15 protein-coding genes are annotated in these 15415 nt (G+C 67.2%); 8 read left to right on the forward strand and 7 right to left on the reverse strand.

Features of this window, described 5'->3' with window-relative positions:
- The first annotated feature begins 41 nt into the window (after positions 1-41).
- Positions 42-392, forward strand: coding sequence for a group I truncated hemoglobin (locus NS6_RS31695; RefSeq protein ID WP_157113051.1), 351 nt, complete (start codon positions 42-44; stop codon positions 390-392).
- A gap of 112 nt (positions 393-504) precedes the next feature.
- Positions 505-855, forward strand: coding sequence for a hypothetical protein (locus NS6_RS31700; protein ID WP_157113048.1), 351 nt, complete (start codon positions 505-507; stop codon positions 853-855).
- A 173-nt stretch (positions 856-1028) separates the two neighbouring features.
- Here NS6_RS31700 and NS6_RS31705 read toward each other — a convergent pair whose 3' ends face one another.
- Positions 1029-2231, reverse strand: a complete 1203-nt coding sequence (locus NS6_RS31705; protein WP_068049752.1) for a lipid-transfer protein — start codon at positions 2229-2231, stop codon at positions 1029-1031.
- Positions 2224-2646 carry a Zn-ribbon domain-containing OB-fold protein gene (locus tag NS6_RS31710; RefSeq protein ID WP_062980267.1) on the reverse strand — a complete coding sequence of 141 codons (423 nt, stop codon included), beginning with the start codon at positions 2644-2646 and terminating at the stop codon, positions 2224-2226. The genes NS6_RS31705 and NS6_RS31710 overlap by 8 nt, the downstream gene beginning before the upstream one ends.
- Before the next feature lie 154 nt (positions 2647-2800).
- Between NS6_RS31710 and NS6_RS31715 the strand changes: the two genes are divergently transcribed.
- Positions 2801-3583, forward strand: coding sequence for a GTP-binding protein (locus NS6_RS31715; protein WP_068049754.1), 783 nt, complete (start codon positions 2801-2803; stop codon positions 3581-3583).
- A 265-nt stretch (positions 3584-3848) separates the two neighbouring features.
- A complete protein-coding gene (locus NS6_RS31720; protein ID WP_068049756.1) occupies positions 3849-4640 on the forward strand; it encodes an inositol monophosphatase family protein in 792 nt (263 codons plus the stop codon).
- A 32-nt stretch (positions 4641-4672) separates the two neighbouring features.
- On the opposite strand, the gene NS6_RS31725 is transcribed toward NS6_RS31720, so the two are convergent.
- Positions 4673-5551: an alpha/beta fold hydrolase gene (locus NS6_RS31725; RefSeq protein WP_068049758.1), complete on the reverse strand. Its 879-nt coding sequence runs from the start codon at positions 5549-5551 to the stop codon at positions 4673-4675.
- A gap of 366 nt (positions 5552-5917) precedes the next feature.
- Between NS6_RS31725 and NS6_RS31730 the strand changes: the two genes are divergently transcribed.
- The 3 genes from NS6_RS31730 (at position 5918) to NS6_RS31740 (ending at position 8564) form a co-directional block, all read left to right on the forward strand.
- Positions 5918-6502 carry a TetR/AcrR family transcriptional regulator gene (locus NS6_RS31730; RefSeq protein ID WP_068049760.1) on the forward strand — a complete coding sequence of 195 codons (585 nt, stop codon included), beginning with the start codon at positions 5918-5920 and terminating at the stop codon, positions 6500-6502.
- Between the two features lie 227 nt (positions 6503-6729).
- Positions 6730-7572, forward strand: coding sequence for a mycofactocin-coupled SDR family oxidoreductase (locus NS6_RS31735; RefSeq protein ID WP_068049870.1), 843 nt, complete (start codon positions 6730-6732; stop codon positions 7570-7572).
- A gap of 8 nt (positions 7573-7580) precedes the next feature.
- Positions 7581-8564, forward strand: coding sequence for an SDR family NAD(P)-dependent oxidoreductase (locus tag NS6_RS31740; RefSeq protein ID WP_068049762.1), 984 nt, complete (start codon positions 7581-7583; stop codon positions 8562-8564).
- 144 nt (positions 8565-8708) lie between these two features.
- On the opposite strand, the gene NS6_RS31745 is transcribed toward NS6_RS31740, so the two are convergent.
- Positions 8709-10823, reverse strand: coding sequence for an oxidoreductase (locus NS6_RS31745; protein WP_068049765.1), 2115 nt, complete (start codon positions 10821-10823; stop codon positions 8709-8711).
- Between the two features lie 105 nt (positions 10824-10928).
- On the opposite strand from NS6_RS31745, the gene NS6_RS31750 reads away from it, so the two are divergent.
- Positions 10929-12191, forward strand: coding sequence for a cytochrome P450 family protein (locus NS6_RS31750; RefSeq protein ID WP_068049766.1), 1263 nt, complete (start codon positions 10929-10931; stop codon positions 12189-12191).
- 3 nt (positions 12192-12194) lie between these two features.
- On the opposite strand, the gene NS6_RS31755 is transcribed toward NS6_RS31750, so the two are convergent.
- From NS6_RS31755 to NS6_RS31765, 3 genes are read right to left on the reverse strand one after another with little or no spacing between them, the layout of a single operon-like run.
- Positions 12195-12839 (reverse strand): TetR/AcrR family transcriptional regulator, encoded by a 645-nt coding sequence (locus NS6_RS31755; RefSeq protein WP_245669590.1) that lies wholly within the window; start codon positions 12837-12839, stop codon positions 12195-12197.
- An 11-nt stretch (positions 12840-12850) separates the two neighbouring features.
- Positions 12851-14458, reverse strand: coding sequence for an AMP-binding protein (locus NS6_RS31760; RefSeq protein WP_068049767.1), 1608 nt, complete (start codon positions 14456-14458; stop codon positions 12851-12853).
- Positions 14455-15354, reverse strand: a complete 900-nt coding sequence (locus NS6_RS31765; RefSeq protein WP_068049768.1) for a crotonase/enoyl-CoA hydratase family protein — start codon at positions 15352-15354, stop codon at positions 14455-14457. Before NS6_RS31765 ends, NS6_RS31760 begins: the two co-directional genes overlap by 4 nt.
- Between the last annotated feature and the right edge of the window lie 61 nt (positions 15355-15415).

The following is a 15415-nucleotide window of genomic DNA, read 5'->3' on the forward strand; positions in this document are numbered from 1 at the left end:
TATCTTTCGACTCCGCTCCGGAACCGGGCGCAGGCCCGCCGATCTACGACCGGATCGGCGGCCGCGAAGCCCTCGAGGCCGTTGTCGAAGACTTCTATACCCGTGTACTCGCCGACGAGGCCCTACGACCTTTCTTCACCGGAATCAACATGACCCGGATGAAAGGCAGGCAGGTGGAGTTCTTCGCGGCGGCTCTCGGTGGGCCCGACCCTTATATCGGCGCCTCGATGAAACAGGTGCACCGGGGTCGTGGTATCACCCGGTATCACTTCGACCTCGTGGCCTGCCATCTCACGGATGCGCTGACCGGTGCGGGAGTGCCGTCGGAGCTGGTGGCCGAAATCATTGCCGCGATATCACCGCTCGCCGGTGATATCGCGTCCAGTCCGTGAGCGGGTCGATGCGCTGCGATCACCAGGCCCGCGCTCGGCCGATGAACACAACCCATCGCCCAGTAGCTGAACTCATGCCCGCACACATCACCTTCACTATCCAAGGAGCGTTATGACGCCCGCAATCATTCGTCTTGCTGTCGCCTCCGCTGCGGCGATGAGCCTCGTCGGCGCCGCGGCAGGCGCGACTGCCCAACCGGTCTCGTCCCCGGCCGTCGCGCCGGTGGGCGAGGGGCAATCCGGAACCGGATCGTCGGCGTTGGACTCCGGGTCGGCGGCCGCGCGAACGGCCGGGGTACTCGTCGGCAACGGCGATATCATCGGGATCATCGTTCTGCTCGGTGTCACCCCGTTCCAGATACTGACCGACGGTGTCTGCGATATGGCCACCCTGTCGGCCCTGCCCAGTCCCTGCTCTCCGGGCCCGGCCCACTACACGAGGACGACTCCTGCCCAGGGATGAGGAATCGGCCGGCGGGGGCGAAGCGGTGCGGCCCTCGCCTGCGGTCCAACGGATAACCGCTGGGCCGCAAGCGAAGTGCACATCACCGGCGTTGCGGTTCTCGCCGCGACCGGCGCCGCAGGTGCCGGCTGTCTGCGGTGCCGGCGAGCTGAACGGTGTGTGGGCGGGCCGGGTCAGCGGGTGGCGATAATCGCCGAGCCGTGGCCGAAGAGGCCTTGATTCACCGCAATTCCCGCCTGAGCATCTTCTACCTGGCGCCCGTCGGCCTCGCCGCGCAACTGCCAAGTGAGCTCGCAGACCTGCGCGATCGCCTGCGCGGGAATCGCCTCACCGAAACAGGCCAGCCCACCACTGGGATTGACCGGGATACGCCCGCCCAAGGTTGTTGCGCCGCTGCGCAGCAGTTCTTCCGCGCCGCCGGTCTCGCAGAGCCCGATGTCCTCGTACCAGTCCAGCTCCAGTGCGGTGGACAGGTCGTACACCTCGGCCAGCGACATGTCGCCGGGAGCGAGTCCGGCCTCTTCGTATGCGGCATGCGCGACCGCGGAACGGAACTCGTGTGGCGGCGGCTGGACGGCCACCGCGGAATCCGTCGCGAAATCGGGCAGATCGATAACGGTTTTCGGGAACGTCGGCGTGACCGTCGACAGCGCCCGGATACGGACCGGATCGGTGACACCGTGGCGGCGCGCGTACTCCATCGACGTCAGCACCAACGCGGCGCCGCCGTCACTGGTAGCGCAGATATCCAGCAGGCGCAGCGGGTCCGAGACGATCGCCGACGCCGCGACCTCCTCGGCCGATACCTCCTTGCGGTAGCGGGCGTTCGGGTTGTTGAGGCCGTGCTTGGCGTTCTTCACCTTCACCGCAGCGAAATCGTCGAGCGTGGCACCGTGCAGTGCCATGCGCCGGCGGGCGTACAGCGCGAAATAGATCGGGTTCGTCGCGCCGAGCAGATGGAAACGCAACCAGTCCGGATCGTCGCGGCGTTCACCGCCGACCGGCTGGAAGAAGCCTTTCGGGGTGGTGTCCGCGCCGACCACCAGCGCTACATCGCACAGTCCGGCCAGAATCTGGGCGCGGGCATTGGCGACGGCCTGGGCGCCGGAGGCGCAGGCGGCGTAGCTGCTGGAGATCCGTGCACCCGACCAGCCCAGTGCCTGGGCGAACGTCGCACCCGAGACGAATCCCGGGTATCCGTTGCGGATGGTGTCCGCGCCGGCGATATAGCCGACGTCGCGGTGGTCCACCCCGGCATCGGCCAGCGCCGCGCGCGCCGCGACCAGCCCGTACTCGACGAAATTGCGCCCCCATTTGCCCCACTGGTGCATACCTGCACCGAGGACGGCGATATCGCGGTCATTCGACTCAGGCATCGACCGGCCTCCACATCCACACCGTATGCTCCGCTTCCTCGTCTTCGTACAGCACGCCGAGGGTCAATTCGACCGGCATACCGACGGCCAGATCGTCGACCGTGAGGCCGCGCACCACCTGACCGAGAATCACCATCTGCTCGACCTCGAGCTCTACCGCCGCGACGACATACGGCTCGAACGGTTCAGGGGAGACATAGGGCGGTGGCGGCTTGTACCGGGCGTCCGCATACGACCAGATCCGGCCGCGGGTGGAGAACAGGTACTCGGCGAGCTCGGAGCCGTCCTTCGGGCCCGTGCACTGCGGGTTGCGGCAGGCCAGGGTGTTCCGCGGGAAGTACGGCGTGCCGCAGGTAGTGCAGCGACTTCCCTTCAGGCGCACCGTGCCGTCGTCCGCGGTGAACCAGTCGGCCACGGCGGGGCGTTGTTCTTTCTGCACAGGACCGACCGTATAGGAACACGTTCTACATTGGGCCGGAAACCCACTCCATGGGAGTGTGACCGCAGGTACGGTAAGGCCGGATCGGGAGGTAACGGCCTCCTCGAATCGATCTGGAGAACCGACCACGATGGGCATCGAAGTCATCGAACCGCAGTTGATCCGCAACGTCACGGTCGTCGGGGACCCCGACACGACGACACGAGTCGTGCATCGTCTGCTCCGCGATCTCACCAGGACCGGGACCGGCGTATCGAGCACGGTCCACTGGACCACGGACCACACCGACCACACGATCCGAATCGCCGAGCTGTCGAGCCACGCCCCCATTGTCCCCCTGGAACGGTCCATCCGAGTGGCCGACGGGCTGATCGCGGTCATGGACGCCGCCGCGAAACGCGACCCGCGACTCGAGACGGCACTGCGGGTCGCCGACGATCACCAGGTGGCCCGGTTGTGCCTGGTGACCGGCCTCGACCATCCCGCCGCCGACTTCGGCCATTGCGTCGCGACGATCGCGGACACGCACGGGGCCGTGCCGTTGGCGCTGCAGCTCCCGCACGGTATCGGCACCGAGTTCGAAGGTGCCCTCGACCTGCTCTCGCTGGGGGAGTTCGAACAGGTGGCCGCGGACCTCGCCGGGAGTCACCGCACAGCCGCCGAGCAGTGTTACCGCCACCTCGTCGATACGGTCGTGGACGACGCAGTTATCGCCGACCTTTCCGGCCCGTGCAAGATTCCCGCCGGCCGATTACATCACCGCATCCGCTACCTCACCCAGATCGGCGATATCGCGCCCGTCCTGTGCGATACGACCCCCTGGGGCGCTATCGCCGCGCTCCTGGACGCCATCGTCCGCTACCTGCCCTCGCCCCTGCACGTCTGCCAACCGGAACATGCCCTCGACTACTGACCGGCCTCTTGTAGGTGGCCGTCCCGGTCTCTTCTGGTGTCCATCGCTGTTCACCGCCGGGGAGGAACCGCCTGTTCCACGCCGGCCGCAGCTTGCCTGCCTGCCGGATAGTTGTCCTTGCCGCCGCGCGGTAGTCGTAGATCCGGGCGCTGTGCGGAGATCCGTGCAGGCCGCGCGGGTTTCGCCGGCGATGTGATGGTGCGGGCGTCGGCGGAGCCCGATCCGGCCCGGTGGCGCTGTCCGTTTGCTGCGGTAGCTTCATTGGGTGCAGGACCATCTCGATGACCTCCGATTCGCCCACGTTCTCGTGGATTCCGCGGCCGCGGCCGGCATGGACCGCTTCAAGGCTCTCGACCTCATGATCGAGTCGAAGCCGGATCTGGAATCGGTGCGCGAATCCGAAACCGAGGTGGAGAAGCTCATTCGCGGTCAGTTGCAGCGATCCCGGCCTCGCGACGCGGTTCTCGGTGAGGGGGAGGGGCTCGAGGGCTCCGGGCCGCGGTGCTGGGTGGTCGATGCCATCGACGGTCTGGAGAACTATGCGCGCGGTGTACCGGTATGGGCTACGCAGATATCTCTGATCGAGGCATCCGAGGGCGGCTACCGGCCGGTGGTCGGCGTCGTCTCCGCTCCCGCGCTGGGGCGCCGCTGGTGGGCCGTGCAGGATCACGGCGCCTTCACCGGCCGGAATCTTTCCTCGGCGTCCCGCATGCGTGTCTCGGGCGTTTCGAAGTTACCGGACGCGTCGTTCGCGTATTCGTCCTTCGCGGGCTGGGAGGAGCAGGGCCGGCTGGGCGGTCTGCTGGCACTTTCCCGGGAGGTGTGGCGTACGCGCGCCTACGGCGACTTCTGGCCGTACATGATGGTCGCCGAAGGTGTGGTCGATATCTGTGCCGATCCGGACCTCTCGCCGCTGGAGATGGCCGCGCACGCCGTGATCGTCACCGAGGCGGGTGGTGCCTTCACCGGTCTCGACGGCAGCCCGGGACCGCTCGGCGACAGCGCGGCCGCGTCGAACGGCCTGCTGCACGACGAGTTGCTCGGGTATCTGAATTAGGTACTGGCGAGCACGGTGTCGGTGAGTGGCGCTCATTGCGCCGTATGTGCGAGGATCGCAGCCGCGAGTTCCTCGTGCACCTGCGGTGGCAGCGTATGCCCCATACCGGCGACGATCCGCAGCTGCGCGCCCGGTACCTGCTCGGCGATCACTGCGCCGTGCCCCGGCTTGGCCGGCTCATGGCTGCCTTCGACGACCAGCGTGGGTGCCTTGATCCGGGGGAGTACGCCGGTCGGTTCGAAATCGGGGCGGGCGGCGGCGGCCAGGCGGTGGTTGGCCGCCGCCGAGAGGTCGCGGGCGCGGTGGTGGATCCGTTCCTGGAGCTTCTGTGCCGCTGCCTCGTCGAACGGCAGGCCGGTGCCGTGTAGTACGCGCTGCTCGGCGACCATGCCGTCGATGCGGGTGTGCCGGTCCGCCGGCGGTGGTGCTGCTATGAGCTCGCGGTAGAAGGATACGAATTCGGGTTCCGGTTCGGGCAGGCTGCCCGGGGGCTGTGGTTCGCCGAGCAGAGCGCGCAGGATTACCTGGCCTTCATGACCTCCGAGTGGTGACGAGCCGATCAATGTCAACGAGCGCACCCGTTGCGGACATTCCACGGCTACGAACTGGGCGAGCAGGCCCCCCGCCGAATGGCCTACCAGATGGGCACTTTCGAGGCCGTGGGCGTCCAGGACCCGGTACACGTCGTTCTTGATATCGTCCCAGGTGTACGGCTGGGACGCGAAGTCGGCAGTGTCGGACATCCCGGTGTCGCGGTGGTCGTAACGGATCACCCGGCGACCTCCGGCGAGGAGTCGGTCGATGAACTCCTCCGGCCAGAGAATGCCCTGCGACATCGATCCCATGATCAGCAGGATCGGTGTATCCGTGGTTGTGCCGAACTCTTCGCTCCAGATCTTCGGATCACGCATATCGTCCTCTTCTGTGGCGCTGCCGGGCGCCGGTCTCGTTTCGGTGTTCTGATTCGGCCGGTTCGTAGATGGAGGTCCCTCGTGCACCGGCCCTGGCGTGGTGTCTAGCGGCTGCCGCGCCTGCTGTGGCGGGGTAGGCCCTTTTGGGCGATGGCCGCGCGCGGCGGTGTCGGCCGGGCCGCGAGACGCTGATGGTTGTCCGGAATCGGGAAGGTGCCGTGGGGCTTTCGCATTTCGGTTCCGCCTTTCGGTGAGGACGGTGGGAGTGGCCGGCCCGGGAGGTGGGTCGTCGATCCGTACTGCCTCATTTGTAGTACTCTGAATGAAGTGATTTGAACCGTAGTACTACAGATGGAGTGGTGTCAAGTGGTCCGCACGAACCCCCAGCGCCGCCAAGCGTTGCTGGACGCATCGATCGAGGTCCTGGCCCGGGAAGGGGCCCGCGGACTGACGTTCCGCGCAGTGGACAAAGAAGCCGAGGTGCCGGCCGGTACCGCCTCGAACTACTTCGCCAACCGTGACGACCTGCTGGTTCAGGCAGGTCACCGGTATTACGAACGACTGGTCCCCGACGAATCGGTCATGATGAAATTGCAGGGGCCGCGTTCCCGCGAGACTGTCACCGAACTCATGACCGAAGTCGTCGGACGCGTCACCCGCTTCCGCACCGGCTATCTCGCGCTTCTCGAACTCCGGCTGGAAGCCACCCGGCGCCCCGAGCTCCAAGCCCTGCTCACCGAACGAGTCCGAGCCGATCTGGACTTCAATATCCGCAACCATGTCGACAACGGGATGCCGGGTGACGAGAACACGGTCGTCCTGCTGTTCCTGGCACTGAACTGGCTCATCCTGGAACGCCTCACCCTGCCCGGGGTGTTCACCGAGGAGCAGGCCGGCGAACTGGTCCGCATGGCGGTCGAGCGCGCGATTCCTGTCGGCGATCGTGCCTGAGCTGCCGCGGTCGCTGAATCCGGTGAACCCGTGGGCCGGGCCTGTCCGGTACCGGTCCGCGCGCTGCCGGCGCCCTTGACTGTTATATGGACACCCGTCTAACTTCGTTTCAGCCGCCGAGAGAAGTGGGCCGGTCGGAACCCGCTCGGGCCCCCTCGGTGAATATGCCCCTACCGCGGTGGCCGCAACCGGCCATCCGTCCGACAACGATGATCGAAGGTGCCACGATGAGTAATCCGACCGAACCGCTGCTGGGACAGGTGGCCCTGGTGACGGGCGCGGCCCGCGGCCAGGGACGCGCGCATGCGGTCCGGTTGGCCGGGCAGGGCGCCGATATCATCGCCATCGATGCGTGCGCGCCGATTTCCGGCACCGTCACCTACCCCGCCGCCACCGCCGAAGATCTCACGGAGACCGCGCGGCTGGTCGAATCCGCGGGCCGCAAAATCCTTACCCGTGCGGTCGACGTCAGGGATCTGGCGGCCATGCAACAGCTGGTGGCCGACGGTGTCGCACAGTTCGGCCGCCTCGACGTGCTGGTCGCCAACGCCGGGGTGCTGAGCTGGGCTCGTTTGTGGGAGATGACCGAAGAGCAGTGGGATACCGTTGTCGACGTCAATCTCAGTGGTACGTGGCGCACCATCCGGGCCGCGTTGCCGGCGATGATCGAGGCGGGCAACGGTGGCTCGGTAGTGATCGTCAGTTCGTCGGCCGGCCTGAAAGCGACACCGGGTAACGGGCACTACGCAGCCTCCAAGCACGGGCTGGTGGCGTTGACCAATACACTGGCGCTGGAGGCGGGGGAGTTCGGTATCCGGGTGAACTCGATCCACCCGTACTCGGTGGACACCCCGATGATCCAGCCCGACGACATGATGGCGTTGTTCGGCAAGCATCCGTCGTTCCTGCACAGTTTCCCGCCGGTGCCACTGAAATCGCCCAACGACGGGCAGAGCGGTTTCATGCCGGTCGAAGATGTCGCCGAAGTGGTGGCATGGCTGGCCGGTCCCGCCTCGGTGGCCATCACCGGCACCCAGGTCCCGGTCGATGCGGGCGCGCTGAAGTACTGAGGCCGGATATGCGGGTGCTGATCACCGGCGCCACCGGATTCGTCGGCGCCTGGACCGCCAAAGCCGTACACGACCGCGGACACCGGGTGCGGTTACTTGTTCGCGACCCCGCCCGGCTGGCGCCGATCGCGGCGGCACTGGGATTCGACGCCACCGACGTGGTGCGCGGGGATATGACCGACCCGGATCGGGTGCGCGAAGCCCTCGACGGTTGTGACGCCGTGGTGCACGCCGCCGCGGTCGTGGCACTGCGGGCCGATGCGGCCGACGACATGATCCGGGCCAACCTCGCCGGCGCGCGTAATGTGCTGGGCCACGCGGCCGCTCGCGGTATCGATCCGATCGTGTACGTATCGAGCATGACGGCCCTGTGGCACCCGCATTGCCCGCTGCTGCACGCCGATCTGCCACCGGCGGGCGGCAACGACGGTTACGCCACCTCCAAGGCACGTGTAGAGCAGTACGCCCGGGACCTGCAGCAGCAGGGCGCGCCCGTGGTGGTGACCTATCCGAGTTGCCTCGTGGGCCCGGCCGCCGGGGATCAGTTCGGGGAATCCGGTGAGGCGGTCGCCGCGTTCGTCCGTGTCGGCATTCCGGGGCGCGGCGCGGCCTTCACGATCGGCGACGTCCGCGACCTCGCCGAGACCCATGTCCGGCTTCTCGAACCCGGCCGCGGCCCGCGACGCTACGTCCTGGGCGGACACCACGTCACGGGCGCCGAGTTGGCCGATCTGCTGACCGATATCACCGGTCGGCGGGTCCGCTACTACAGTGTTCCCGACAGCGTGCTCGTCGCCGCCGGTAAATTCGCGGACCGGTTCCGGAATCTGCTGCCGCCCAGTATGAGTCAACTCAGCGAGACCGCGATCCGCTATCTGACCGACTCTCCACCCACAGACGACGCCCCGGCCGAACGCGAGCTAGGCATCACGTTCCGGCCCGTCCGCGAGACGTTGTCGGATATGCTTGCCGATCGCCGCCGGCGCCGATAAGGGCGCCCGAAACCCGGGGTCGGACCCGGCCTCTTCGGCACGGAGCCAGGTCGTTTCGGTTGTCGCCGCTGTGGGCTCGGCTCCGCCGCTACTACATCCACGATCGGCCGGGCGATCGTGGATGTAGTGCGCGCGGTCGCGCGTTCACAGCTTCGTCGCGACCTGCCACGCTGTGTGAATCGCGCCCTGAATGTAATCGACCTGTGCGGCGTCGCCCACCACGTGCACCTCGGAGACAACACCTTCCAGTGCCTGGGCCAGTTGCGCCTGGGCGGAAACCTCCGACGCGACGACGACCATATCCGCCGGAGCCGTCGAGGTTTTGTCGCCGACGGTGAACTCGACGCGCTTCTCGGTGATTCGCTGCACAGTGGCCTGGCGATGGATCTGCACGCCCGACTCGTTCGCATGCCGGACAGCGGTCCAGCGCCGCGGCAGCGCCATCGGCACGCCGAGCTGACTGCCTTCTTCGAGCAGAGTTACGTTGCGGCCGCGTTCGGCGAGGAACTCCGAAAGTTCCAGACCGACAAGCGAGCCGCCGATCACGACGACGTTCTTACCCATCGGCAGGAACGTGCGGGTGACGGTGCGGATCGCGGCCGCGCTCTTGGTGATACCCGACAGCTTGCCGAGTTTGGCGATGGTCCGCAGCAGGGGCGGCACTTGCGAAACATCTCCGGAGCCGGTCATCAAGGCGCGCAATGTATCGCCGGTGTGTACATGCGGCAGATCGCTGCCGGGTACCGCGGGCCGGCCACGCACCGCGCCGGTGGCGACGACGACCGCATCCGGTCGCAGTGCCCGGATCGAGTCCACCGTGGCCTCGGTCTTCAAGCGGATATCGATCCCCGGACGCTGGACCTGTACCTTCAGCCAGTCCAGCAGCATCTGGTTGTCCGGAGTGGTGAGACCGGAGAACCAGAGTGTGCCGCCGAGCCGATCGGATTTGTCCAGTACCGTCACGCGATGCCCGCGTTCCGCGGCGACCCGGGCGGCCTCGAGTCCGCCGGGGCCCGCACCGACGACCACCACATGTTTGCGTGCGGTGGCAGGCAGTAGGGGGAGCAGCTTCTCGTTGCCCAGTGCGGGGTTCACCGCGCAGAGGGGAGTGTCATCCCAGAAGTTCTCCTGAACGCACACATAGCAGTTGATACAGGGACGGACCTGTTCCGGCGTGCCCGCCCGGAGCTTGTTCACCAGGTCCGGATCGGCCAGAAGTTGCCGGCCCATTGCCACGAAATCGGTGGTGCCCTCCGCGATCGCCTGTTCGCCGACCTCCGGCAGTACTCGCCCGACGGCGATCACCGGGATGGATACGGCCTTCTTCACCGCGGCCGCGAGGTCCGTGTAGGCGCCGACCTGGTCGGGCAGCGGGCCGTCGGTGAAGTTGGAGAACGGGTTACGGCCCCACCCGGTGACGTGGATGGCGTCGGCGCCGGCTGCCTCGAACAGTGCCGCTGCCTGCACGGCCTCCTCGTTGGTCAGTGCGCCTTCCTCGCCGAATTCCCGGCCGGCGACGCGCACCAGGATCGCGACGGAACCGCCGACCTCCGCCTCGACCGCGCGGATCACCTCTACCGCCAACCGCGCCCGGTTCTCGAGAGTGCCACCGTATTCGTCGGTGCGTTTGTTGTCCGCGCGGCTCAGGAAAGCGCCGAGCACATAGCCGTGCGCCACATGGATCTCGACCGCATCCCCGCCGGCATCGCGCACCCGTCCCGCGGCCTCGGCGAAGCAGCGCGCCAGCCAGTCGATATCGTCTTTGGTGGCCTCGTGATATGTGGGCCGTTTGCCGCCCGCGACGGCTGCCATCTTCTGCAATTCGCCGGGCGTGTTGTCGGCCAGTGCGGATCGGTCCGGCGGTGCGGACGGTGCCGACGGAACAAGCAGCGGACGGCCCTGGAGCGTATCGATCCGAGCTACCTTGCCGTGATGGGTCATCTGCACGCACAACTTGCTGCCCGCCGCGTGGACCGCGTCGGCGAGAGCCGTCAACCCCGGCAGGAACCGGTCATCGGAGAGTCCGGGCTCCTTGGTGCTCGTGCAGCCGATCGGGAAGGCGACGGCGGCGGCGCCGGTGATGATAAGCCCGGCCCCGCCGGCCGCGCGGGCGGCGAAATGGTCGATATCGCCCTGCTCGATCTCGCCGTCCTCGCAGAGGTTCATATCCATCGCGGGCAAGACCACGCGGTTGGCCAGCGAAACCGGGCCGATGGTCCCGGGGGCGAGCAGATGCGGGAAGGTCCTGGTGCGGGTCACGAGTAGAAGTTAGACGGTCCGCCGACCTCGTGATCGCGCTGTTCCCGATCACCGAGACCTGGCGGGCGCGGTATATGCCGGTATCGCGCGAAAGCCGCCGGTCTTATGCCTAGGATCCGTCCGGTGACGATTTCCGACCGCCTATCGCCCCGGGCTCCGCACAGTTCACCGACCGATACCGACGGCCCGCGGATTGCGTTGTACGCACCGGAATTCGCGGTCGACCCGCACAGCATCTACCGCACGATGCGGGAGCAGCACGGCTCCCTGGTGCCGGTGGAGGTGGCGCCGGGCGTGCCCGCGACGCTGGTGATCGGCTACTACACGGCGCTGCGTATCTACAACGATCCGGACCATTTCCCGGCCGACCCGCGCACCTGGCAGCGCGATATTCCGGCAGATTGCCCGGTGCTGCCCCTCATGCAGTGGCGGCCCAACGCCCGGCGTAACGACGGCAGCGCGCACGCACGCTATCGGCAGGCCATCGCCGCGGGCCTGGGCGAGGTCGACCCGTTCAATCTGCACGAGACCGTGGAGCGGGTCGCTGTTCCGCTGATCAACTCGTTCTGCGGCGACGGATCGGCGGACCTGATCGAGCAGTACGCGTTTCCGCTCACCTTCGCCGTGCTGAACGCGGTGCTGGGTTGTCCCACCGAGATCGCGCAGCGGGCGGCGGCCGGAATGGCGGCGATGTTCGAGGGCGTCGGCGCCGGAGGGGGTGCCGAATTGCTCATGACCTCGCTGCTGGAGCTGATCGAGCTCAAACGAGCCGAACCCGGCGACGATGTCACTACCCGGATGATGCAGCATCCGAGCGCATTGAGCGAGCCGGAGATCGTGAACCAGGTGGCCACCCTGTACGGGGCGGGGATCGAACCGCTGCAGAATCTGATTGTCAACGCGCTGCGGTTGATGCTCACCGACGAGCAGTTCGGGGACAGCGCGCTCGACGGCAGCCTGTCCACCCGGGACGCGCTGGACGAGGTGCTGTTCAACGATCCGCCGATGGCGAATTTCTGTTTCACCTTCCCGAAACAGCCGATCCTCATCGAGGGTGTCTGGTTGCCGGCCCACCAACCCGTGATCATCAGCATGGCGGCCTGCAATACCGATCCGGTGATCGGGTCCAACCGGCATGCGGGTAACCGTGCGCATCTGGCATTCGGTGGTGGCCCGCACGTGTGCCCGGCCAGTTCACTGGCCTACTCGATAGCTCAGGACGCCATCGACCAATTGCTCGACAGCCTGCCCGAGATCCGGCTCGGAGTACCTGCCGATGAGCTGACCTGGCGGACCGGCGCGTTTCATCGGGCGTTGACCACGTTGCCGGTCGTGTTCCCGCCGTCGCCGCCGCTGTCGCCGGTATAGCCGTCAGGTCTCGCGCAGCCGGGCGACGTTGTTCAGCCAGTCGTCGACGACCCGGTCGGCCAGGGTCGAATCGGCGCGCAGCAGCCGGGTGAGTTCGAGGCCGCGTACGAGGGCCATGAGCGATTCGAACGCTGTCCGGGCCGATTCGGGATCGGGGATACCGGCATGCCGCTCGAAATGGGTCCGCAGTGCGGCCCCCAGCCGTTTCTCGGCAGGTAGCAATGCGTCGCGTAACTGTGGGTCGGTGCGGGACGCGGCCCACAGTTCCATTGCCGCCTGAAAGGGTGGTCCGGTCATTGCCGACCGGACCGCGTGCACCATCTTCGGGAGGCTCTCCGGCCCGTCGCCCAGGCCGTCGACGAGTTCGCCGAAATCGTCCAGGCGCCGGTCGGCGATATGGTGGATCGCGGCGACCAGCAACTCCGATTTCGACGCGAAATGATGCAGGAGCGCGCCTCGCGAGACGCCCGCTTGCTCCTGAATCCGTTGCGTGGTCGTGCCTGCGTAGCCGTGATCGACCAGGCATCGGATCGTCGCGTCGAGCAGAGCTGCGTGGGTTTTCGCGTGTTGTTCTCTACGGGTCAGGCCGCCGGTCCGGGCCACCGCTTGTGCGGAGCCCCGCCGCACAGGGCCGGCTCCGGAAGTCACCGGCTTCCTGGTCACAGGGCGCGGAGCCGGCCGTCGGCGATCAGATCACGCAGCCGGAATTTCTGGAGTTTGCCCATCGCGTTCACAGGAAAGCTCTCGACGGTGTACCAGGATTTCGGGGTTTTGTGCGGGGCGAGACGCTCCCGTAGGTAGTCCTGTAGCTCGGCCGGTATGGGAGCCGGTTGGGCCGGATCCGGCCGGACCACCGCCGTCACGGCTTCGCCCCAGATTTCATCGGGCAGGCCGAGTACGACGGCGTCGATGAGTGCGGGATGCGCAGCCAGGGCTTCCTCGATTTCGCGGGGATAGATGTTCTCCCCGCCGCGGATGATCATATCCTTGAGCCGGCCGGTGACGCGGACGTAGCCGCGGGCATCCATCGTCCCGAGATCGCCGGTGTGCAGCCGGCCCTCGGCATCGATCGCCCGCGCCGTTTCGGCGGGCATCTCGAGATATTCGATCATCTGCTGGTAGCCGCGGGCGCAGATCTCGCCCTCGACCCCGAGGGGTTGCACCGCGCCGGTGGCGGGATCGCGGATGGAGACCTCGACTCCGGGAAGCGGTCGGCCCGCCGTGAACAGGTTGTCGTCACGGCTGTCGGCGGGACTCGTCTGGCACACGATCGGCCCGAGCTCGGTCTGGCCGTAGACCGCACTGGTCGCGGCACCGCAGACCTGCGCCCAACCGTCCACCAGTGCAGGCGGCACGGCATCGCCCCCGGACATCACGACCCGCAGCGCACCGAGATCGAACTCGGCCAGTCCGGGGTAGCCGAGGAGGGCGTGCAGCATGGCAGGCACACCACCGTAGATCTCGGCGCGGTGATCCTGGATCGCCGCCAGCATTGTCGCCGGATCGAAGACTTCGGCGAGGACGAGTGTGGCCCGCTGATACGTCGATCCCAGCGCGGCCAGACCGCACCCCGCAGTATGGAACAGCGGCAGCCCGGTGGCAAAGGTCGCTCCCGGTGTGGCGCCGCAGCGGTCGCGGACGAAGGCGGCATTGGTCACCATCGACCGGTGCGCCAGTACCGCCGGTTTCGCGCGCCCGGTGGTGCCGGAGGTGAACTGGATCTGGGTGGCGGAGCGCGGATCCACCACCGGCAATTGCCCGCGCTTCTCGGTGCCGCGGACCTCGTCCAGCCAGCCGTCGAAGGTTACGGCCGCGCGCACGGCGGGCACTGCGGGGAGTACGGCGTGGACCTGGGCCGCCATATTCGTGCCGCGGAAGCTGTCGGTGTAGAAGATGCCGGCCGCATGCGACCGGCCGAGCGCGTATTCGAGTTCGGGCCCGCGCAGGGCGGGGTTGGCCGTGACGAGCACCAGCCCGGCGAGTGCGGCGCCGTACTGCAGCACGAGCCATTCGGGGACGTTCGGCGCCCACACCGCGATATGTTCACCCGGCCGGAACCGGTCGAGCAGCCAGGCAGCCGCGCGTTCGGCGTCCTCGCGTAACTCTGCGTAGGTCCAGGTGCGGGCGCTGCGTTGCGGAGCGACGGACACCAGCGCAAGCTGATCAGGTGCTTCGGCGGCGGCTTGCCGGAGCAGTTCGCCCACCGTGAGTTCGAGAACCGGCCGGCTGATATCGACCGGCCACACCGATTCGGTGAGCGCGATCATCGCCGCTGCTCCAGCTCGCGTTTCATCCGCTCGATATCGTCGTCGGCCGGGATATCGCCGCCGCCGTCCGGGATGAACCGGCCCGTATCGCGCCACTGGACCGCGGCGTCGAAACCGTGTTGCTGGGCGAAATCGACGAACCAGCGGCCTTCGGGGGAGTGGCGGGTGATGCCGTCGAAGAGGATCGCGAGGTTCTGCGTCGTTTGCAGGCCCATATTGTCGTAGGCCTGGTTGATCATCATCTTCTGCATGACCAGCTGATTGGTGGGGACGCCGGCCATCCGGTCGACGAGTTCTTCGACCGCGGTATCGAGTTCGGCCGCCGGTACGGCGTCGATGACCAGCCCCCACTCCCGGGCCCGGATCCCGTCGATGGTGTCACCGGTGAGCAGCATCCGCTTCGCGCGTTCGGCGCCGAGGCGATACACCCACATCGCGGTGGTGGGGCAGCCCCATACCCGGGCCGGCATATAGCCGATCCGCGCGTCCTCCGCCATGACGACGAGATCGCAGGACAGCGCGATATCGCTGCCGCCCGCGACGGCGTAGCCGTGTACTTTCGCGACGGTCGGTTTGGCCGAACGCCACAGCGAGAAGAAGTGCTCGGTATTGGTTTTCATCATCCGGAAATCCTTGATCGGATCCCAGACCGCGCCCTGGTGTTCCGCGCCGCCTTCGGCATAGAGCTTCAGATCGTAGCCCGCGCAGAAGGCGCGGCCGGCTCCCTGGACCACGATGACGCGCACCGAATCATCGGCGTTCGCCGCGGCGACGGCGTCGCCGATTTCGCGAGCCATCTCGCCGGTGATCGCATTCAGCCGCTCGGGCCGGTTCAGGGTGAGGTAGGCGCGATGGTCGCGTACTGCGTAGTCGACCGTGGTCCCGGCGAAGGTCATCTCGGCGTTCCTGTCTGGGCGGCGAAGGTTCCGAGAACGGTTTCACAGTCCGATCGGACTG

Origin of the sequence: Nocardia speluncae NBRC 108251 (assembly GCF_001613245.1) — a bacterium.
GTDB classification, from domain to species: domain Bacteria; phylum Actinomycetota; class Actinomycetes; order Mycobacteriales; family Mycobacteriaceae; genus Nocardia; species Nocardia speluncae.